General features: G+C 40.3%; 16 protein-coding genes. 4 read left to right on the top strand and 12 right to left on the bottom strand.

All coding sequences use genetic code 11. The annotated features are described in order from the left end of the window. The first annotated feature begins 59 nt into the window (after positions 1 to 59). From G3567_RS04360 to G3567_RS04370, 3 genes are read left to right on the top strand one after another with little or no spacing between them, the layout of a single operon-like run. On the top strand, positions 60 to 1,349 hold the full coding sequence (locus G3567_RS04360) for an O-antigen translocase (protein WP_164004099.1): 1,290 nt from the start codon (positions 60 to 62) through the stop codon (positions 1,347 to 1,349). After that, entirely contained in the window at positions 1,346 to 2,161 is an 816-nt protein-coding gene (locus G3567_RS04365) for a glycosyltransferase family 2 protein (protein WP_164004100.1), read from the top strand. The genes G3567_RS04360 and G3567_RS04365 overlap by 4 nt, the downstream gene beginning before the upstream one ends. Then, positions 2,151 to 3,740 (top strand): sulfatase-like hydrolase/transferase, encoded by a 1,590-nt coding sequence (locus G3567_RS04370; RefSeq protein ID WP_164004101.1) that lies wholly within the window; start codon positions 2,151 to 2,153, stop codon positions 3,738 to 3,740. The genes G3567_RS04365 and G3567_RS04370 overlap by 11 nt, the downstream gene beginning before the upstream one ends. Positions 3,741 to 3,742: 2 nt before the next feature. Here the strand turns inward: G3567_RS04370 and G3567_RS04375 are convergent, their stop codons facing one another. The 4 genes from G3567_RS04375 to G3567_RS04390 are packed head-to-tail and all read right to left on the bottom strand — an operon-like array spanning position 3,743 to position 8,405. Beyond that, a complete protein-coding gene (locus G3567_RS04375; RefSeq protein WP_164004102.1) occupies positions 3,743 to 4,678 on the bottom strand; it encodes a glycosyltransferase family 2 protein in 936 nt (311 codons plus the stop codon). Then, the gene (locus tag G3567_RS04380; protein WP_164004103.1) at positions 4,675 to 5,565 is read right to left on the bottom strand and encodes a glycosyltransferase family 2 protein; all 891 of its coding nucleotides are present in this window, start codon (positions 5,563 to 5,565) and stop codon (positions 4,675 to 4,677) included. Before G3567_RS04380 ends, G3567_RS04375 begins: the two co-directional genes overlap by 4 nt. 2 nt (positions 5,566 to 5,567) lie before the next feature. Further along, positions 5,568 to 7,706, bottom strand: coding sequence for a M3 family metallopeptidase (locus G3567_RS04385; RefSeq protein ID WP_164004104.1), 2,139 nt, complete (start codon positions 7,704 to 7,706; stop codon positions 5,568 to 5,570). A gap of 3 nt (positions 7,707 to 7,709) precedes the next feature. Beyond that, positions 7,710 to 8,405, bottom strand: a complete 696-nt coding sequence (locus tag G3567_RS04390) for a cell division ATP-binding protein FtsE (RefSeq protein WP_164004105.1) — start codon at positions 8,403 to 8,405, stop codon at positions 7,710 to 7,712. 149 nt (positions 8,406 to 8,554) lie between these two features. Here G3567_RS04390 and G3567_RS04395 point away from each other — a divergent pair, with 149 nt between their 5' ends. Further along, positions 8,555 to 11,566, top strand: a complete 3,012-nt coding sequence (locus G3567_RS04395; RefSeq protein ID WP_164004106.1) for a tetratricopeptide repeat protein — start codon at positions 8,555 to 8,557, stop codon at positions 11,564 to 11,566. Between the two features lie 68 nt (positions 11,567 to 11,634). On the opposite strand, the gene G3567_RS04400 is transcribed toward G3567_RS04395, so the two are convergent. The 8 genes from G3567_RS04400 to fbaA form a co-directional block, all read right to left on the bottom strand. Then, on the bottom strand, positions 11,635 to 12,498 hold the full coding sequence (locus G3567_RS04400) for a sigma-70 family RNA polymerase sigma factor (protein ID WP_093366035.1): 864 nt from the start codon (positions 12,496 to 12,498) through the stop codon (positions 11,635 to 11,637). Between the two features lie 166 nt (positions 12,499 to 12,664). Beyond that, positions 12,665 to 13,864 (bottom strand): glutamate-5-semialdehyde dehydrogenase, encoded by a 1,200-nt coding sequence (locus tag G3567_RS04405; RefSeq protein ID WP_164004107.1) that lies wholly within the window; start codon positions 13,862 to 13,864, stop codon positions 12,665 to 12,667. Between the two features lie 12 nt (positions 13,865 to 13,876). Next, a complete protein-coding gene (proB, locus tag G3567_RS04410) occupies positions 13,877 to 14,647 on the bottom strand; it encodes a glutamate 5-kinase (RefSeq protein ID WP_164004108.1) in 771 nt (256 codons plus the stop codon). Between the two features lie 16 nt (positions 14,648 to 14,663). After that, on the bottom strand, positions 14,664 to 15,467 hold the full coding sequence (gene proC, locus G3567_RS04415) for a pyrroline-5-carboxylate reductase (RefSeq protein ID WP_164004109.1): 804 nt from the start codon (positions 15,465 to 15,467) through the stop codon (positions 14,664 to 14,666). Between the two features lie 250 nt (positions 15,468 to 15,717). Next, entirely contained in the window at positions 15,718 to 17,874 is a 2,157-nt protein-coding gene (locus tag G3567_RS04420; protein WP_164004110.1) for a polyribonucleotide nucleotidyltransferase, read from the bottom strand. Positions 17,875 to 18,012: 138 nt separating this feature from the next. After that, a complete protein-coding gene (gene rpsO, locus G3567_RS04425) occupies positions 18,013 to 18,282 on the bottom strand; it encodes a 30S ribosomal protein S15 (protein WP_164004111.1) in 270 nt (89 codons plus the stop codon). 100 nt (positions 18,283 to 18,382) lie between these two features. Then, positions 18,383 to 19,243 (bottom strand): acetyl-CoA carboxylase, carboxyltransferase subunit beta, encoded by an 861-nt coding sequence (accD, locus tag G3567_RS04430; RefSeq protein WP_164004112.1) that lies wholly within the window; start codon positions 19,241 to 19,243, stop codon positions 18,383 to 18,385. 14 nt (positions 19,244 to 19,257) lie between these two features. Continuing rightward, on the bottom strand, positions 19,258 to 20,325 hold the full coding sequence (gene fbaA / locus G3567_RS04435; protein ID WP_164004113.1) for a class II fructose-bisphosphate aldolase: 1,068 nt from the start codon (positions 20,323 to 20,325) through the stop codon (positions 19,258 to 19,260). Positions 20,326 to 20,331 lie beyond the last annotated feature (6 nt).

Raw genomic sequence — 20,331 nt, forward strand, 5'->3', positions numbered from 1 at the left:
TTTTTAAACGAACTCTATTTAAAAATTGTAATTTCGATTCTGAATTATCAATCCACAGCGTGCTAAAAGCTTTCAAAACTGCCATACAGCAATCCACTTTATTGAAGGTGACTTCCTTCAATAGTTTCTCTGTGGTCATCAAAATGATAACCGGACTTGGTGTTTCCAAGCTTACGGCAGTTTTACTGGGACCTCAGGGCCTGGCTCTCATAGGAAATATGAGAGATGCGCTCGAGCTTTTTCATAAATTTTCCAGCGGTGGCTTAGCCAATGCGGTCGTGAAATATTCAGCTGAACATAAATCAAATCCCAAAGCCTTTTCTACCTTTTTATCCACCCTGGTCTGGTCGGGTATTATAGCCTGTGGCTTGATCATGGCCATGATCTTCCTGTTTTCTGAAGTTATCAATACGTTCATATTTGGCTCCAGAGATTTTGTATCCATCATCCGTGTTATGGCTTTAGTGTTGCCGCTTCATGTGTTGAATATCTATCTGATTTCTATTCTAAAAGGCTTTAGTGAATTCAGTAAAGTTATTAAAATCAATATAGCCTCGCACATCCTCAATCTTCTGTTGTTTGCTGTTTTGGTTTTTGCTGCGGATTTGAAAGGAGCACTCCTGTCTGTGGTTTTGGTGCCTTCAGCCATGCTGGCTTTTACCCTATACCATGTGCGGGTTTATTTTGGCAGACTCAACTCCTTTTCTTTTGGTAATTTTTCTTCGCCCATGCTACGGAATTTAGGTCAGTTTGCTCTTATGACCCTCATTTCAGGAGCAAGTTTTCCTCTGGTGTTTTTGGGGATCAGAAATTTCCTGATCAATACGCTGGGAGTAGCAGAGGCCGGGTACTGGGAAGCCATCTTGAGGATATCCAATTATTACCTGCTCTTCGTGCTGTCCCTGCTCAATTTATACATCCTGCCAAAACTGGCTGAAGCACAGACAAAATCTGAGTTTAGAGACATCATTTTTTCATTTTATAAACAGATTCTGCCGATATTCATTCTGGGACTGGCCGTGGTTTATCTCCTGAGAGACTGGATTGTTCTTCTTATTTTCTCGAAAGAGTTCCTGCCGGCAGCCGATTTGTTTTTATGGCAGATGCTGGGAGATTTTTTTAGAGTTATGGCTCTGGTTATGGTGTATCAGTTTCATGCCAAAAAAATGATGTGGCATTATATTTTAACCGATTTATCCTTAGCTTTAGGATTGTATGTTTCGGCCTTATACTTTATACCCAGAGTCGGTTTGGAAGGCGTAGTGATAGGACACGCTTTAACCTATGTGGTTTATTTCCTGATCATTTTATCCCTGTTTAGCAGGACTTTATTTTTCAGCAGAGCATGACATCAAATTTGACTTTAGAAGTATTGATTTCAACCATGAACAGAAAAGATTTATCTTTTCTGGACCATATGTTTCCGGATGTAAATACCTCGATGTATTCGATTTTGATTATCAATCAGACTCAGTTTGAAGAAGACCTGCTGTCTTCCCATCCGAAAATTCGGGTGATTAATTCCAAAACCTTTGGTTTAAGCAAAAGCCGAAATCTGGCTATCGATAACGCTGTGGGGGATATCTTACTTTTCTCAGACGATGATGTACAGTATCTGCCAGACTTTGAAAACACCATTTTAAAAGCCTACGCCACTTATCCGGAAGCCGCTTTGATCTCCTTTCAGTTTTTGAATGAACAAGGCGATTTAGCCAAGCTATATCCAAAACGAGAGGGCTACCTGACATCTTCCAAACGCCCGCTGTCTTCAGTGGAACTGACTTTTAAAAGAGAGTCTGCAGTATCTCTCAATCTGAGAATGGATGAGCGTTTTGGTCTAGGTTCTATATTTGCTTCAGGGGAGGAACAGCTTTTTAAAAATGCCTTTCTGAAAAATAAGCTGAAGACCGCCTATGTCGCTGAACCCCTATTGATTCATCCTGGAAAAACTTCAGCCTCCAGTCTCGATAAGGCGAAGTCCATTGAAGCTACTGCGGCGCAAAAATATATGCTTTACAATAACTTGACCTATTTGTGGTTAGTAAAGTATGTGTTTTTTCTCTTCAGGCAGGGGTATATTTCGTTTTACGATCAGGTATACGCTTATAACAGCGGTATGAAGGCTATCTCTAAACTCAAAGCACTGCGTGATGAAAATTGATCTGAAATCTCTCTTGTTCTGGATATTGCCCGTGTTCATCAGCTTCGGATTCGAATTTTTCTTCACTGATTTCAGGATATTTAATATCCAGAACCTGGTTGAAAATCTGATTCTTCTTTTTCTGATCTGGATCCTGCTAAGCCTGGCACAGTACCCGAGATTAAAACGGGTTTTCACCAAAAGCCTCTATACAGTCTTTGTTTTCTTTTTGGCTTTTGAAACGTCGTTTTTCTACATGTTCAACACCTTTTTTTCTGCGTCATCCCTGTTCATTCTTTTCGAAACCAACGCAGCAGAAACCAGTGAGTTTTTAAACCTGTACGTGGACCAAAGGCTGGTCCTATACCTTCTCTCCATGTTATCCGTCATCAGTTTATTTATAATTAAACCCGAGCAGAGAGTCTTAAATGCAAAGCTCAACTTAAAACCTGTCAACAGGGTAGCGCTCATAATCCTGCTTGTTGCAGGACTGAAAATCAGTGGTTTTATGATCGCCAGTTTTCCCTTTCAGCTCCTGAAAGGCAGTGTGAGTTATATCTATGAGACCTATAAGTTTTCTGATCTTAAGCTGGATCAGGCTACTGGTCATTTTGAGAACGTCGAGTTTAAAGGAGACCCTACTTCGCATACTTTTGTATTGGTTATAGGGGAGTCCAACGCCAGGCGACAACTGGGACTCTATGGATATGAAAGAGAAACCACACCAGGGCTTTCGCAGAGAAAAGATGAACTGATGATTTATCAAGATGTGATCAGTTCCGAATCGCATACCATTCCTTCTTTACAGGAGGCCCTGATTTTTGAAGACCTTGAATCAAGAACGGAATCTTCTCTCATCCAGCTCATGAATCAGGCAGGTTTTAAGACCTTCTGGCTGTCCAATCAAAGGCCGATCGGTATTTATGAAACCCTTCTAACAAAGCTTTCCAAAGCTTCCGATGAGTATGTCTATACCAATACGACGCGCTGGGGTTCTGTCACCCCTTTTGATGAGGTTCTGCTCCCTCATCTGGATAAAGCTCTGGCCGATGAGGCCCCAAAAAAATTCATCGTTTTAAACCTGTTGGCCACGCATGCCAATTATGAACTGAGGTATCCTCAGGCTTTTGATCGGTTTAATTCTGAACCTGCAACGCCGTTTCCTTCTGAAGAAAATTTCAGAATCATCAACCAGTATCATAATTCTATCAGCTACGTCGATTATATGGTGAGTACAATCATCGATAGGGTCAAGGCCAGGCAAGATAAAAGCTATGTGTTATACTTTTCAGACCATGGTGAGGAAGTGTTTTTTGACAGAGATTTCGTAGGTCATAATGCTTCCGATATTCCTACCCGCTCTATGTTTGAGATTCCATTCTTCGTTTGGACTTCTTCTGAATTTGATTCCTCCTACACCCTGGATTTTAAGCCCGAGAGGCCCTATGTTTTAAATGATTTTATCCATTCCTTAAGCGATTTATCCCAGATAAGCTTTTCTAAACTGGACAGGCAAAAGAGTATTTTTTCTGAAGAATACAAAGCAACAAAGCGGATCATAAGCGGTAAACTCGACTTCGATGTTTATTTTGAAGACTAAAACTACTTGAAAGGACTTTTATAGATGTTTTTCTGAACCAATTTTCGCTGAATTGATTTGAGTTTTCTCAGCATAAATCCTGAAGCACTGAAGAGCATTCTTTGCTTAAAATTGAGACTGGATACATCAATATCCTGTCGAAGTTGCTGAAAAAGCGCCTTATCTCCCTTCATTTTGGCCTGAATACCCAGGGAAAACCTGTTGATATCCATATATTTTTTCAAGGAGGCATTTCTTTTTTCTTCAGCTGTATGCTTGTTGATATAAGCGAGTTTATCTCTCAATCCGGTCCTGTCCGAAAGGTTATTCTCTGTGATTCTATGATACCTCATCGTGACTTTGGGATTGAAAGCCATCTTAGCCTGCAGACCAAATCTCACAATCAGGTCTATATCCTGTCCGGATTTTATTTGCGTATCGAAGCCCCCGACCTCTTTAAAAATGGGGGTTGTGAAAGCCAGGGCCGAAGTCCAGGCCAAAGGATCGATTAAACTCGCTTCGAAATAATCTTCTACATAGTCTGGCTTTGATTGTATGTCAACAGCAAACGAGGCTTGCTTTAAATAGGTTTTTTCCAGTACAATCTCATAATTGGTACAAATCACACTGGCTTTAGGGCATTTAACCTTAGTGTTCTGTAATTCTTCCAGATGGTTTGGATACCAGTAGTCATCTGCATCTAGCAGGGCGATCCATTCGTATTTAGCAATTGCAATTCCAGCATTCCTGGCCGATGAAGCGCCTTGGTTATCCTGAGAGATTAACTTTATCCGGGAATCTTCAAATTTTTCTAAGATGTTTTCACTTCCGTCTGTACTTCCGTCATTGATGACAATAATTTCAAAGTCCTGATGGGTCTGGCACAGAACACTTTCAAGACACTGCTGAAAATAATTCACTTTGTTATAAAGCGGTATGACGATAGAGAATGAATTCATTTGTTCTGAAATTGCTTAGAAAAATAATAGAGCTTATACACATTAAACCAGAACAGGCTGGGCTGTTTTGAAATCAAATGCCTTCTGATTTTATTTTGAAAGGGATTTAAGGCAATTAAGAATAGGCGCAGGGTTCGAGTCGATTTCATTTTGAAATACAGTCGGGACAGGGGTGTGGCGTTTTCAGAAATCTTCTTTCTGTCGATTAAAGCTTTGAGCGTAAGCAGTGCTGTTTCAGTCTTTGTCAGGAATTCTGAAGAGGTTTCAAGACCTGTGTGAACCACAGGATTATCCAAATGACAAACCTCTATGTTTTTGGCTTTAAGTTCTTCAGAAAAAACAAGATCCTCATAGCCGTAGGTGGTCAATTCGGTATCAAAAATGGGTTGTTGAAAAGCGGATTTGTCGATGAGTAAATTGGAAACTAACACCTCATATTTATAATCTTCTTTTCTGACTTCAACCGGTTTAGCTTCGCGTTTATGTCCGTAAAGCCACCTCAGTACCTGAGAATCCTGTGGGGATTCGTGGGCGTAGGTGAGTCCTCCAAAAGCCACTTTACACTTGTGTTCTATCGCTTTGAGGTAGGAACTCATAAAGTTTTTCCTCAACGGGAGCACATCATTGTCCAGAAGCAGGACATAGTCAAATCTTGCGGTATTGATGAGGGTATTCAAATTATTGGATCGGCCCAGATTGGATTGATTTTTCCAATACGTCAAATTCGGAAATTTGGAGAGCTTTTCTTCCTCTACCTTTTCTCCGTGAGGGTAATCGTCTGAAATGAGGATTTCATACCTAAGATCCAGTTTTTGACACTGTTCATGAATCTCATAAACAATATCGAAAACCGGATCCCTGTATGTTCTTATAAGAATGGATAGCATCACTATCCTTTTGGAACGGGGAAGCCTCTGTCGCGCATTAAAGCATTGATTTCCGCATCTCGTCCTCTAAATTGTCTGTAGGCTTCAGCCGGATCTACTGCGTTTCTGGGCGCAAATAAGAACTTGACCAGTCTTTCAGACAGGGTTTTATCATAGAATCCGCCGTCGGCTTCATCAAAAGCTTCAGCGGCATCGGAAGTTAGGACATCGGCCCATAAATACCCATAATAGCCGGTGGCATAGCCTTCACCGGAAAACACATGACCAAAATGCGGACTGCGATGACGCATAACCAGCTCTTCCGGCATGCCCAGTTCGTCCAGGGTTTCCTTTTCAAAGGTCTTTGGATCGATTTCACCTGGATCTGTGGTATGGTATTTCATATCCATGATGGCAGAGGCCAAAAATTCGGTTGTGGCAAAGCCTTGGTTGAATTTGGATGCATTTTTAATTTTTGCGACCAGCTCCTCAGGCATTGGCTCACCCGTTTTGTAATGTTTCAGGTAATTGTTGATGACTTCGTCCGTATAAATCCAGCGTTCCAAAAGCTGAGACTGAAATTCGGTATAATCCCGAACTCCGCCGTTTAGCGTTGGATATTTTACATCTGCACTCAGGAAATGCAGCGCATGTCCAAATTCATGGAAAAAGGTTTCAGCATCATCCCAGGAGACCAGAATGGGTTCGTCTTTGGCCCCTTTTACAAAATTTGAATTGTTGGACGCCAGCACATTGGTTTCCCCATCAAAAGTTGTGTAAGAGCGGTACGTGGTGGCCCAGGCTCCGGAACGCTTGCCTTTTCGAGCATACGGATCTAAATAGAACACGCCCACATGACTGCCATCCGATTTTTGGGTGACTTCATATACTTTTACGTCTTCATGAAATACAGGAACACTGCCATCGGTGATTTCTGAAAATTCAAAATCAAATAATCTGCCCGCCACATAAAAAATGGCATCGGTGAGATTCTCCAGGACCAGGTACTGTTTAACCTCTTCAGAATCCAGGTCATATTTTTTTTGTCTTACTTTTTCAGCATAAAATCGGTAGTCCCAGGGTTTTATTTTAATATCTGCCTTTTCTTCATCGGCGATTTTCTGCATATCCTGAACTTCTTCTTCAACTCTCGCTATGGCCGAAGGCCATACAGCCATCAATAAATCCATAGCATTTTCAGGATTTTTTGCCATCCTGTCCTGAAGCCTCCATTGGGCAAAGTTTTCATACCCCAGAAGTTCAACCCGCTCATCTCTTAGGGTCAAAATCTCCTTTATGAGTTGATTGTTATCGTACTCGTCGGCATTATCGCCTCGGGAGTAGTAATTTTTCCAAACCCGTTCTCTTAACTCTCTTTCTTCAGAATAGGTTAGAAAAGGATCCATAGACGACCTGGTATTCACGATGGCATACTGATCCGGCTTGCCTTGTTGTTCCGCTTCTTTTTTGGCCGATTTGATAAAAGAATCCGATAATCCGTCCAGCTGATCTTCGTTTAGGAAAGTGACATAGTTCTCTTCATCATGAAGAATGTTGTTGGAGAAATCTGTATAGAGCTTGGATAATTCCTTATTGATTGCGGCATAACGTTCTTTGCCGTTCTGGTTTAAGTTGGCGCCATTCATTTCAAAGGACTTATAGACCAGATTGACCACGCGTTGTTCCTGTGGCTCAAGGTTTTCTACCAAAGTACTGTCGTAAACTGCTTTTATTCTATTGAATAATTTTTCGTTTTGACGAATTTTAGACTGATAATCGGATAGTTTTGGAGATAATTTTTGTTGAATTTCTCTGAATTCTTCAGAAGAGAGGTTACTGCTCCATATACCGTAATAAGTGTAGACTCTGTCCATTAACTTACCGGCTCTTTCCATGGCTTCAATGGTATTTTCAAACGTAGCGGGTTCACTGGAATTCGCGATGTCTTCAATTTCCTGAAGGTGTTTTTCTATCGCATAATCCACGGCCGGCTCCAGATCTTCAAGTGTCATGGATTCGAAGTTGGGAACACCTTCAAAAGGACCATCCCATGCTTTCAGAAGCGTATTTTCAGTCATTATTTTATCTTTAGATTCTTCTTGTGTACAGGCGATATTTAAAGCTATAAAGCTTAAAATGATGAGTTTATAGTATAGTTTCATGGGTTATAATTTAGCTTGTTGTTGTTTTTGAACCACTTCAAAAAGACGTTGACCGTCACATTTTAAGGTTTTGGAGGGGTATTTTAATAGTAGAGCGTAGTCATGAGTTGCCATCAGGATGGTGTTTCCATTGGCATTTATATCCTGTAACACCTGCATGACCTCTACAGAAGTCTGAGGATCCAGGTTACCTGTGGGCTCATCTGCCAGGATAAGTTCCGGATCATTGAGCAGAGCCCGGGCAATGGCCACACGCTGCTGTTCACCGCCGGAAAGCTGGTAAGGGAATTTGAAATTTTTGGTTTTCATGCCTACTTTATCAAGCACTTCGTCTATTTTTTGTTCCATTTTGGACTTGTCTTTCCAGCCGGTGGCTTTCAACACAAAAATCAGGTTTTCTTTCACATTCCTGTCGTTCAGAAGTTTGAAGTCCTGGAATACGACACCGAGTTTTCGCCTCAAAAACGGAATCTGTTTTTCTTTCAGATTTTGCAGTTCTATGCCTACAATTTGACCAAAACCGCTTTGTAAGGGTAAATCTCCGTAAAGCGTTTTCATAAAGCTACTTTTACCCGTCCCTGTTTTCCCTATAAGGTAGACGAATTCACCCTTTTGAATTTCGATATTAACATTGGATAAAATAAGAGTTTCTCTTTGGAAAATGCTGGCATCTCTTAGTTCTAGAATGGTTTCTGGCATATATAAATGAAAAAATTACAAGTTATAAAGATAAGATTATTTAGCTGCGCATGAAAAATCATTTTGCGATAAGTCATAATTTAAAAAAAGCTTCCGCGTTATATGTGTATATAATTTTATCTTTGAGTGTTACTTAAAAACGTACTTCTATGCCAAAAATTCTCTTTTCACTCATCTTGTTGGCTTTCACCTCAGCTCAAGCGCAGCAGTCACAGCAATTTGTCGATGTTTTGGGCGAATACCAGGAGGCAATTCATTTATACGAGCAAAATCAGTTTGAGGCGGCAAGCCAGGCGTTTCGAGAACTGTATTCGGATTTAAACAGCGATAAACTGAAGTCCGATACAGAGTACTATCTGGCAAAATGCGCCATCGAACTCGGGAAATCTGGGGCAGACGAAATGATGGAAGGCTTTATTGAAAATCATCCTACCAGCCTGAAAACGAACAAAGCCTATCTTGAAGTTGGGAACTATTATTTTCAAAATAAAGACTTTCATAAAGCCAACACCTGGCTGAGTAAAGTCAACACCGGTTCCCTGTCCAGATCCGAGTTGAAAACCTATCAGTTCAATTATGCCTATATCAATTTCAGATTAAAAAATTATCAAAAAGCGCAGCAGCTGTTTGAACATGTAAGAAACGACAAAGAATATGGTGCTCAGGCTAAATATTACATCGGTTTTATAGCCTATGAAGAAAATCAGTTTCAATCGGCTTCAGATTTGTTTGAGGAAGCCAAGAGGGAGGGCCTGAATGGGAATAATATTTCTTATTTCCAAAGCGATATGAACTTCAAGCTTGGTAATTTCGAGAAAGCCATAGAACTGGGCTTAGAACAGCTTCCTAAGTCCAATGCCCGGGAGCGCTCCCAGCTCAATAAAATCATAGGCGAAAGTTATTTCAATCTGAAAGACTATGACAAGGCCATTGCGTATTTAAAAGAATACAGGGGAGACCGTGGAAAATGGAATAATACAGATTATTATCAGCTCGGTTACGCCTACTACCAAACCGGGGATTTCGAGTCTGCCGTGGAAGAGTTTTCCAAAATCATTGATGGGCAAGACGTTGTTGCTCAAAATGCGTACTACCATCTGGCTAAAGCCTATTTGAAAACCGACAGAAAAACGCAGGCTCTCAATGCGTTTAAGAACGTCAGTGAGATGAATTATGATGAAGAATTGAAAACAAATGCTTTTTTGAATTATGCCAAATTGAGTTATGAGATAGGAAACAGCTATCAGCCCGTTCCTGAAATCCTTCAAACCTATCTCGAAACCTATCCAGATTCTGAAGAAGCAGAGGTTGTTGAAAAACTGCTAATCGACTCTTACCTGACCTCCAAAAATTATCTGAAAGCCATTTCAATGCTTGAGGGGAGCCGGGATTATGACAACAAATTGGCGCTGCAAAAAGTAGCCTATTATTATGGAATCGAATTGTTTAAAGACAACCAGTTTCAGGAAGCCAAAGCCTATTTCAATACATCCTTAGCCCAGCGTCTGGATTCAGAATATACCGCAAAAGCCACGTTTTGGAAGGCAGAGGCCGATTATGCGCTGGGGAACTTCGGTATGGCTTTGATCGGTTATAAAGAATTCAAAGGGATGACTTCTGCACAGAAATTGCCGGAATATTATTCCATTGACTATAATATAGCCTATTCCTATTTCAAGACCAAGAATTACAGACTGGCTGCTTCGTTTTTTGAAGATTTCATTAAGGTGGAAAGGCCTTCACAGCAACTTCATGATGCCTATGTGAGATTGGGGGATGCCAGGTTTGCCTTAGGACAGTACTGGCCGGCCATGGAAGCTTATAACTCGGCCATTGCTATGAAAAATTATAAAAGCGATTATGCGTTTTTCCAAAAGGCTTACAGCTACGGATTTGTAGACAGGAATGCGCAGAAGCTTGAAAGTTTAACCGAATTCGTTGACACCTACCCAAATTCGATTTACAAAGACGATGCTTTGTTTGAACTTGGAAACACCTATGTGGCGGAGAATAACGACCAGAAGGCTATTGAAGCCTATCAAAATATCATAACCAATTACAAGCAGAGCTTGTATTACCCCAAAGCGCTTTCCAAGCAGGCTTTGATTTATTTCAACAATGAAAACTACAGCGACGCCTTAGCCAATTTTAAGCAATTGGTGAGTGAATTCCCAAATTCACAGGAAGCCTTGCAGGCTGTGCAGACCGTTCGCTTGATTTATATTGACATGGGAGAAATTGACCAGTATGCAAGCTGGGTCAATACCTTAGACTTTGTGGAAGTGGCAGATTCGGATATAGAGGAGGCGACTTACCTGGCAGCAGAAAACAAGTTTTTAGACAACGATACCAAGAAGGCGATTTCGTTATTTAAAACTTATCTGGAAGAATTTCCCAAGGGCAGAAACAGTTTAAAATCAAATTTCTATTTGGCGCAGCTGCTCTATAATGAAGGCAATGCTCAGGAGGCTCTTCCGTATTATGTCGAAGTCATCAACAGGAGTTCGAGCGAGTTTACAGAAGAATCTTTAAGACGCCTGTCACAGATTTATCTGTCGAATGAGAATTATGAAAAGGCCATCACTACCTTAAGCCGACTGGAAAAAGAGGCCAGTTTTTCTCAAAATGTACTCTTTGCACAATCCAATTTGATGAAAGCCTATTATGAAATTAAAAATTATGACCAGGCGTTGGCCTATGCTGAATTGATTTTATCTAAAGATATAAGCGATGAGGAAGTGATGAGTGATGCCTTGGTATTTATAGCCCGTTCGTCGCTCAAAACCGGTGACGAGGCACGAGCAGAATCAGCATATCAGGAGGTGTTGGAAATGGCTACCGGAAAACTGAAAGCAGAAGCCTTGTACTACGATGCGTATTTCAAAAATAAAGCAGAAGCTTATGAAGCCTCTACGGCAGTAGTCCAGGACCTGACCAAAAATTACTCGCGTTACAGAGAATTCGGGGTGAAAGGTCTGTTGCTGATGGCCAAAAACTTCAATGCGCTGGGAGACAACTACCAGGCGACTTATATTCTTGAAAACATCATCAAGAATTTTCAGTCTTATCCTGAAGTTATTTCCGAAGCAGAAGAATTGCTGCAATCCATCAAAACCGATGCTGCAGAAACCAATTCTTCAGTAGAAGTAAATCAGAATTAACCTTGAAATTCACACCATAAAAAAAGCCCTCATGCGAGGGCTTTTCTGTGTTTATATGTCTTCTGAAATTATCCCAAGTAAGTTTTGAGGATGGTACTTCTGGAGGTGTGCTTTAAACGTCTCACCCCTTTTTCCTTGATCTGGCGAACGCGTTCTCTGGTTAAGCCAAAGGTTTCACCAATTTCTTCAAGGGTCATGGGCTGTTGATTGCCCAGGCCGAAATAAAGTCTGATCACATCTGCTTCACGCGTGGTTAGCGTTTCTAGGGCTCTCTCGATTTCAGTTTGAAGAGATTCGTGTAACAAATCGTTTTCAGGGCTTGGTGACTCCCCAAATTTTAAAACATCATACAAGTTGGAATCTTCACCTTCAATAAGTGGCGCATCCATAGATAAGTGGCGACCTGAGTTTTTCAAAGATTCCTTGACGTCATTGATAGTCATTTCCAATTCCTTGGCAATCTCATCTGGACTTGGTGGTCTTTGATGGCGCTGCTCAAGAATGGCAAACGTCTTGTTGATTTTGTTGATAGATCCAATCTTGTTTAGCGGTAATCTCACCACTCGGGATTGTTCTGCCAAAGCCGAAAGGATGGATTGTCTAATCCACCAAACCGCGTAGGAAATAAATTTGAAACCTCGGGTTTCATCAAAGCGTTTCGCAGCTTTAATCAAACCTAAGTTTCCTTCATTGATCAAATCGGGTAGGGTAAGCCCTTGGTTCTGGTATTGTTTAGATACAGAAACCACGAATCTTAAGTTCGCCTTGGTTAATTTTTCTAGAGCAAGATCGTCACCAGCTTTGATACGCTGAGCTAATTCAACCTCTTCTTCGGCTGTAATCAAATCCACTTTTCCAATTTCTTGAAGGTACTTGTCTAGGGATGCAGTTTCTCTGTTGGTAACCTGCTTGGTAATTTTAAGTTGTCTCATTTAGATATGGGCTCAATTATCGTTTATCTACATTCTATTTTACGAATGAAGGCGATGAAATGTTACAGCATCAAATCAAATAATTTTTAAATTTTCAAAATGAAGCCAAAAAAAGCCCGCTTCATGGTGAGAAGCAGGCTGTTAAGGCTTGAAAATAAATTATAAATTATGTTCTTATATGCCCATCACCCCAAACATAATATTTGTTGGTGACCAGTTGCTTGAGTCCAAGCGGACCTCTGTGGTGCAACTTGTCTGTAGAAATCGCTAATTCGGCTCCTACGCCCATTTGTCCTCCATCAGTGAATCGTGTGGATGCATTTTGATAAACGGCAGCACAATCGATTTCCTGCATGAATTCAAGCGCTTTTTCATTGTCTTTAGTAATAATTACAGAAGAATGGCCTCCGGAATGTTCATTGATTTTTTCAACGGCTTCATCGAAAGAATCTACCGAGCCCAAAACAATTTTGAGTGCAAGAAACTCTTCCTTCCAGGTGTCTTCGGTTGGAAGCGTCGGGTAATTGGTAATTTCGGCTGGCTTTCCATCAACAAGGATGACAACATTATGTTCTCTTTCTAAAATATCAGCCAATTCTTTTACTTTAGAATCCAAGTCCGGAAGATGGGAATCAAATAAAACTTTATCTAAGGCATTACAACCGGAAATTTTATCGGTTTTGGCGTTGATAATCACTTTTTTGGCAGTATCCCAGTCAGCATCTGGTGCAACATAGAGGAAATTATTCCCTCGACCACTAACCAAAACCGCACAGCTTGCTGTTTTCTTGACAAAATCGATTAATTTTTCACCACCTCTAGGTACGATTAAGTCCATTTTTTCCGGTGGATTGCTTAAGAATTCTCTGGTTTCTTCCCGGTTGAGGTGAAGCAGGGTAATCCACTCTTTGGATAAACCGTTTTCCTCCAGGGCCTGATGCCAGCATTCTTCAAGAATCATATTGCTGTGATTCGCTTCTTTACCCCCCTTTAGGAATATTTTATTATTCGCTTTAAACGCAAGTACCGCCGCTTCAATAGTCACATCGGGTCTGGATTCATAGATAATCATGATGGTCCCGAACGGATCGGTTTTATTCACAATTTTTAAGCCTGAATCCAGTGTTCTTTCAGAAATTGTATTTCCAACGGGATCTTCCTGTTCTTTTACTTCTTTGATGGCTTGAATCATCCCATCGACTTTGTTTTGATCCACGACAAGCCGATCGTATAAAGCCTGGTCATTCCTGTTGAAGGATTCAAGGTCTTTTTTATTGGCCTCAACAATTTCGTTTCTTCTTTTATCAATGATGGTCATCATAGACTGAAGCACATCATTTTTTTTGTTTGTATTTAATAATTTCATTCTAAATGTTTTTTAAACAGTAAATTTTGTTCCTACTTCTTTTCCTTCAAGAATATCTATAATGATATTCTCATCCTTTCCATTCGCGATGTAAGTGGGAATGTTTTTACTTGCTGTCATTTTAGCAATTTTCAACTTGGATTCCATTCCACCACGACCTTCGCCTTCTCCTTTTTCATTTTCTTGAACATATTTTTCAACATTATCATGTACACGAACATGTTTTAATAATTCCGAATCTTCATGTTCCGGATGACCTGTATACAGGCCTTCAATGTCGGTTAGCATGATCAGCATGTCGGCTCCAACCAATTCAGAAACCAGACTTGCCAGTTCGTCGTTATCAGAAAACATCGACATCGAGAGGGATACCGCATCATCTTCATTTGCAATAGGAATAATACCTTCTTTCAGTAAGCCTTCATAGCAATTGATCATGTTTTCGCGGTATTTTCCCGGAGCAAAATCTCTTTTCGTTGCGAGAACCTGTCCACAACGCATTCCGAAATCATGAAACATGGTATAATAATGTCTCATCATTCGTGGCTGTCCAACCGATGAATATACCTGACGTCGGGTCGATTTATCTTCTGAAGTACAGGACCCCAGAACTTCTTTACCCGCGATAGCCGAACCTGATGAAACCAAGATGGTTATGATATCGCGTTCATAGAGATAGGCTATCTGTCTGACTAAATTTTTCAGAATTGGTCCAACGATTCTATTGTTTCTGTTGGTCATTACATTGGTACCAACTTTAACTACTATACGTTTTTTGTGCATTCTATCTGAGTTTAAGTTATTCATCCCCTAATTCTACTGCTCGGTCAAATGCGGCATAAGCGGCATCCTGAATAAGCTGTTTTACATTGTTGTCGTCCATAGAATCTAAAGCGGCTCGCGTTGTACCTCCTTTGGAAGCTACTCTGTCCATCCATTTTTCTGGAGTTAAGTCGGATTCATTAAACAATTGTACAGCACCTTCAAATGTATTGCTGACAAGGATTTTAGAATCATGATCAGAGAATCCCATTTTCTTCGCTGCATCCAGCATGGAAGCCATAAAATAAAAGATGTAGGCCGGTCCACTACCGGAAATCCCTGTGGATTTATTGATGAAATCTTCATTTTTTACACGAATGGATTCACCTGTCGTATCCAAAAGATTTCTAATCATAAGCAGCTCAACTCTTGAGACTTCTTTAGACTCTGTATATGAAGTCACCCCTTTTCCTACTTTGGCAGGAAGATTAGGCATTGTTCTTACGACTTTCTTAATGCCCAGGTTATTCTGAATATTTTCTATGGTGACGCCAGCCATCAATGAAACTATGATTTGCTGATCGTTTAGCATGGGTTTCATTTTTGCGAATAATTCTTCGCTGTGGTAGGGTTTGACAGCTACAAAAACGACATCTGCCTCGGGTAAGCAGTTCTCTAATTTATCGTAAGTGTCATAGTAAGAAATTTCACTTAGTTTTTCTAATAAGACTTTTGATACATCATAGATCATCAGGTTTTTTCTATTCAGTAAAGGGGATTTTGCCATTCCTTCAGAGTAGGTTAATCCCATATTACCTGCTCCTATTACTAATACTTTCATTTTATTTTTTTAATGATTAATAAAAATGATTGTTTACTACCGTGCAAGCATGATGCACAAATACTAAAATACCTATATTTTTTCGGCTTATTATGTTATTAAACATGTTTTAAGAAAAAACGGCAGTTATTGCCAATAAGACTTCATTTTACTGAGGATTTACTTATGCAATTATGTCAGTTGCGCTAGTTTGTCAGTAAAAAAAACGGCTTAGAATGTTCTAAACCGTTTTTAGTAGATTAAATCAGATTTAAGACTTTTGGTCTTCGTCTTCTTTTCTTGGACTTCTTTCTGGTTTTTCCATAAGCGCCTTTCTGGAAACTTTAGGTTTCTTGGTTCTAGGATCAACACCGAAGTATTTTACGTCAAGCACGTCTCCGAGTTTTAAAACATCGGAAACATTTTCTGTGCGTTCCCAGGCAAGTTCAGAAATGTGAAGCAGAACTTCATTTCCAGGGGCCTCGTTATATTCAACCACTACGCCAAAGTCAAGGACTTTTACAACAGTCACTTCATAAACACTGCCTTTTTCGGGCTTGAAGGTAACTGAGTCTATTTTGGCGAGTACTTTATCGATTCCTTCTTGTTTGGTTCCAAGAATTTCTACGATGCCCTCTTCTGTAACAGGGTCCTCGTTGATAACGATTTCTGTACCCGTCGACTTTTGTAATTCCTGAATAACTTTTCCTCCAGGTCCAATCAAGGCACCAATGAATTCATTTGGAATTCGTCTGGTGATGATTTTTGGAGCATGAGCTTTAACAGATTCGTTTGGTTCTGAAATCGTTTCAGTCAGTTTTTCTAAAATGTGAAGTCTTCCAGCTCTGGCTTGTTTCAATGCTTTCACCAAAATCTCGTAAGGCAAACCTTTCACCTTGATGTCCATTTGGCAGGCTGTAATTCCATCTGCAGTTCCGGTCACTTTAAAGTCCATATCGCCAAGGTGATCTTCATCTCCAAGGATATCAGACAATACAGCATGACGATCCCCATCAGAAATCAATCCCATGGCAATACCCGATACTGGTTTTTTCATTTTGATACCTGCGTCCATCATGGCCATTGTTCCGGCACAAACCGTTGCCATAGAAGAAGAACCGTTGGATTCCAGGACTTCAGAAACGATTCTGACCGTATACGGATTATTTTCAGGAATCATTCCTTTAAGCGCGCGCTGAGCCAGGTTTCCATGACCTATTTCTCTTCGGGAAGTTCCTCGTATAGGGTAAGCTTCTCCGGTACAAAAAGGAGGGAAGTTGTAATGCAGATAAAAGGTTTCTTCACCCTGATGCGTTGGCATATCAATGGTGTTGGCTTCTCTCGAGGTACCCAGCGTTACCGTGGCCAGGGCCTGAGTTTCACCTCTGGTAAAAATGGCAGAACCATGAACAGATGGCAGATAATCGGTTTCACACCAGATAGGTCTGATCTCATCTGTTTTTCTACCGTCTAAACGTATACCTTCAGCAAGTGTTAGTTCTCTTACGGCTTCTTTTTCCACCTTATTGAAATAGGTTTTGATCAACTTTTCGTTTTCTTCCAGTTCTTCTTCAGAAAATAAAGCTAAAACCTCTTCTTTTACAGCAGAAAAGGCTTCTCCGCGCTCTCTTTTGCTATGACCGCCTTTAGCGATATCATATATTTTTTGGTAAGCAGCTTCGTGAACTTTTTTCTCGATAGCTTCATCCTCTTTTCCGGGATTGTACTCTCGTGTAGGTTTTTTACCAAAAGCCTCGGCCAATCTCAATTGAGCTTCAACCTGTTTTTTGATATGCTCGTGAGCAAACTGAATCGCTTCAGCCATTTCCTCTTCTGAAATTTCATCCATTTCACCTTCTACCATCATCACAGAATCTGCAGAAGCACCGATAATCATATCGATGTCTGATTCCAGAAGCTGACTGCGGCTTGGGTTAATGACAAATTCTCCATTGACTCTACCAACTCTGGCTTCAGAAATAGCAGTTTCAAAAGGGATGTCAGATAATTGAATGGCTGCAGAAGCGGCAAGTCCGGCCAGAGCATCCGGCATGACATCTTCGTCATGAGACATCAGCTGGATCATAACTTGAGTTTCGGTTCTGTAATCGGATGGAAAAAGCGGACGCAAGACACGGTCTACGATTCTCATCGTGAGCACTTCACCATCACTTGGTCTGGCTTCTCTTTTGAAGAAACCTCCGGGATAACGGCCAGCGGCTGCGAATTTTTCTCTATAGTCTACTGTTAACGGAAAGAAATCTAAGGTGCTTTCTTTGTAAGAAGAGACTACAGTACACAATAACATGGCGTTACCCATCTGGACAACGACAGAGCCGTGTGCTTGTTTTGCTAATTTACCGGTCTCAAGTTTGATTTCTCTACCATCACCGAGATCGATAACTTCATTAAATGTTTTTGGAATCATAATAATGATTTTAAGGTTATATTTTTTTCTTAATACGTGTTGTTGTGTTGTGGTTTAGAAAAAAAATAAAACCAATGGAAGTCGTCCCAAGGAACGCTTTTAAACTAAAAAAGGGGCAAATTGCCCCTTGATGTACTCTTATTTTCTTAATCCTAATTCTTTTACAATTGCTCTGTATCTCATAATGTCTTTTTTCATGAGATAGTCAAGAAGATTTCTTCTTTTACCAACCAATTTGACCAAAGATCTTTCAGAATTATAGTCTTTTCTGTTTGTTTTAAGGTGCTGAGAAATGTGCTCGATTCTCTGAGTCATCAATGCGATTTGTCCTTCTGCGGAACCAGTGTCCTTCTCGTCCTTACCGTGTTTAGCAAATAATTTGCCTTTTTCTTCTAATGTTAGGTACATGCCAATATTATTTCAATAATTTTTATGCTAGAATAGATTTTCTATTCAATCGTGCAAAAGTAAACTTTTAAATTGAAAACGAATATCAATTTTTTAAAAATTATGCTCTTACCGATTGATTCATAACAAGATCTATGTATAAATTGATCTTGTTCTTGAGTTCCTTTCTGTGAGAAATAAAATCCAAGAAGCCATGTTCCTTCAAAAATTCAGAGGATTGAAATCCTTTTGGCAAATCTTTACCCGTAGTGTCTTTTACAACTCTGGGACCTGCAAAACCGATTAATGCGCCAGGTTCAGCGATATTGATATCGCCCAGCATGGCAAATGAAGCCGTGGTTCCGCCCGTTGTCGGGTCGGTACAAAGTGAAATGTACGGAAGTTTAGCTTTTGCCAGCTGTGTAAGCTTAACCGATGTTTTTGCCAGCTGCATTAGTGATAAGGCTGCTTCCATCATTCTAGCTCCTCCGGATTTCGAAATGATAATTAAAGGACAGTGATTGGCGATAGCGTGATCTACCGCTCTGGCTATTTTCTCGCCAACAACAGAACCCATGGACCCGCCAATAAATTTGAAATCCATGGCAGCAATCACAACTTCTTTGCCTTTGGATTTACCAATGGCAGTTCTGATGGCGTCATTAAGTCCAGTCGCATTTTCGACCTCTTTTAGGCGATCTTTGTATTTTTTGGTGTCTTCAAACTTTAAAGGGTCTTTGGATTTTAACGATGCGTCTAATTCTTCAAATTTTCCGCTGTCAAACAGAATATCAAAATATTCTGTACTCCCTATCCTTACATGGTAATCATCTTCCGGACTTACAAAAAAGTTTTTTGCAAGTTGTTCGGCGTCGATAATTTTACCCGTAGGGGATTTATACCACAAGCCTTTCGGGACATCTTTCTTGTCCTCAGTGGCTGTTTGAATCCCTTTTTTCTTTCTCTTAAACCAAGCTGCCATATGTAGGGGCTATATTATAAGGTGTTGATATTGTTTAAATCTTCAAATGCTTTTTCTAATCTGGTGATGAATGTTTTTTCACCTTCCCTGAGCCATTTTCGAGGATCGTAGTGTTTTTTATTAGGAACGTCATCCCCTTCAGGATTTCCTATTTGGGCAGAGATATACTCTATTTTAGAAGTCATATAATCTCTAATGCCCTCCGTAAAGGCATATTGCAAATCGGTATCGATGTTCATTTTGATGACGCCATACCCAATAGATTCTTTTATTTCTTCTACAGTTGATCCACTTCCACCGTGAAATACAAAATCGATATGATTTTCTTCTACCTTGTATTTGTTTGAAACGTATCCCTGAGAATTTTTGAGAATTTCGGGAGTGAGTTTTACGTTTCCTGGTTTATAAACACCATGTACATTTCCAAAAGCTGCTGCAATGGTAAACTGGTCTGAAACTTTGCTCAACTCTTCGTAAGCGTAGGCAACCTCTTCAGGTTGTGTATATAATTTAGAGGAATCAATGTCTGTATTATCAACACCATCTTCTTCTCCGCCTGTTACGCCAAGTTCAATTTCTAAAGTCATTCCCATCTTTTTCATTCTTTCCAGATAGGTTTTGCAAATCTCAATGTTTTCTTCCAAGGGTTCTTCAGAAAGATCGATCATGTGGGAACTGAAGAGCGGCTTGCCGTGAATTTTGTAAAATTTCTCACCTTCATCCAGCAATCCGTCAATCCAGGGTAATAATTTTTTTGAACAATGGTCTGTATGTAATATCACAGTTGCGCCGTAAGCTTCTGCTAACTCATGAACGTGTTTTGCTCCTGAAGCAGCGCCTTTGATGGCAGCAACTTCATTGTCGTTAGACAAGCCCTTACCGGCATTAAACTGAGCACCTCCATTTGAAAATTGAAGAATGACCGGAGAATTTAATTTGGCAGCAGTTTCAAGAACCGCATTTATGGTATTGGATCCTACAACGTTTACAGCAGGAAGTGCATAACTGTTGTCTTTCGCATGTTGAAAAATAGCCTGTACTTCTTTTCCGGTGGCGACTCCAGGTTTAATATGATGACTCATAATGTG

It is taken from the genome of Psychroflexus aurantiacus (assembly GCF_010820555.1).
Classification (GTDB): Bacteria; Bacteroidota; Bacteroidia; order Flavobacteriales; family Flavobacteriaceae; genus Psychroflexus; species Psychroflexus aurantiacus.

Coding starts and splice junctions, on each gene's coding strand:
- G3567_RS04370 (WP_164004101.1), top strand. CDS start 2,151: ATGAAAATTGATCTGAAATCTCTCTTGTTCTGGATATTGCCCGTGTTC.
- G3567_RS04390 (WP_164004105.1), bottom strand. CDS start 8,405: ATGCCAGAAACCATTCTAGAACTAAGAGATGCCAGCATTTTCCAAAGA.
- G3567_RS04375 (WP_164004102.1), bottom strand. CDS start 4,678: ATGAATTCATTCTCTATCGTCATACCGCTTTATAACAAAGTGAATTAT.
- rpsO (WP_164004111.1), bottom strand. CDS start 18,282: ATGTACCTAACATTAGAAGAAAAAGGCAAATTATTTGCTAAACACGGT.
- G3567_RS04395 (WP_164004106.1), top strand. CDS start 8,555: ATGCCAAAAATTCTCTTTTCACTCATCTTGTTGGCTTTCACCTCAGCT.
- G3567_RS04400 (WP_093366035.1), bottom strand. CDS start 12,498: ATGAGACAACTTAAAATTACCAAGCAGGTTACCAACAGAGAAACTGCA.
- proC (WP_164004109.1), bottom strand. CDS start 15,467: ATGAAAGTATTAGTAATAGGAGCAGGTAATATGGGATTAACCTACTCT.
- G3567_RS04385 (WP_164004104.1), bottom strand. CDS start 7,706: ATGAAACTATACTATAAACTCATCATTTTAAGCTTTATAGCTTTAAAT.
- fbaA (WP_164004113.1), bottom strand. CDS start 20,325: ATGAGTCATCATATTAAACCTGGAGTCGCCACCGGAAAAGAAGTACAG.
- G3567_RS04380 (WP_164004103.1), bottom strand. CDS start 5,565: ATGCTATCCATTCTTATAAGAACATACAGGGATCCGGTTTTCGATATT.
- proB (WP_164004108.1), bottom strand. CDS start 14,647: ATGCACAAAAAACGTATAGTAGTTAAAGTTGGTACCAATGTAATGACC.
- G3567_RS04420 (WP_164004110.1), bottom strand. CDS start 17,874: ATGATTCCAAAAACATTTAATGAAGTTATCGATCTCGGTGATGGTAGA.
- G3567_RS04365 (WP_164004100.1), top strand. CDS start 1,346: ATGACATCAAATTTGACTTTAGAAGTATTGATTTCAACCATGAACAGA.
- G3567_RS04405 (WP_164004107.1), bottom strand. CDS start 13,864: ATGAAATTATTAAATACAAACAAAAAAAATGATGTGCTTCAGTCTATG.
- accD (WP_164004112.1), bottom strand. CDS start 19,243: ATGGCAGCTTGGTTTAAGAGAAAGAAAAAAGGGATTCAAACAGCCACT.